This window comes from Thermus sp. FJN-A (assembly GCF_054655095.1).
This window is the reverse complement of the sequence record NZ_BAAHSC010000285.1, coordinates 1-236: the sequence shown is the minus strand read 5'-3', so window position 1 is coordinate 236 and position 236 is coordinate 1. Positions and strand designations below refer to the sequence as shown.

At 69.5% G+C, this 236-nt stretch carries 1 protein-coding gene; it reads right to left on the bottom strand.

Going from position 1 to position 236, the window contains the following annotated elements; genetic code table 11:
- Positions 1–198 (bottom strand): thermonuclease family protein (locus ACYQ0J_RS13730; RefSeq protein ID WP_460172629.1); only part of this gene is annotated, 198 nt, incomplete at its 3' end.
- Positions 199–236: the final 38 nt, after the last annotated feature.

The window sequence follows — 236 nt, the reverse complement described above, 5'->3', positions numbered from 1 at the left end:
GGCCTTGGCCTCGAGGCCGAGCCTCACCTCCTCGGGGCCCGAGGTGCGGTGGTTGTAGGTGGACTCCGGGGCGTCCACCCCGATGAGGCGCACCGGCCCGAGGCCCTGAAGCTCCACCGTGTCCCCGTCCACCACCTTGAGCACCTGAACGGGGCCCTGGAGCCTGCCTTGGGAAGAAAGGGCCAAGGCCAGGCCCATGAGCACCGTCCACGCCAGACCCCGAAGAAACCTCATGC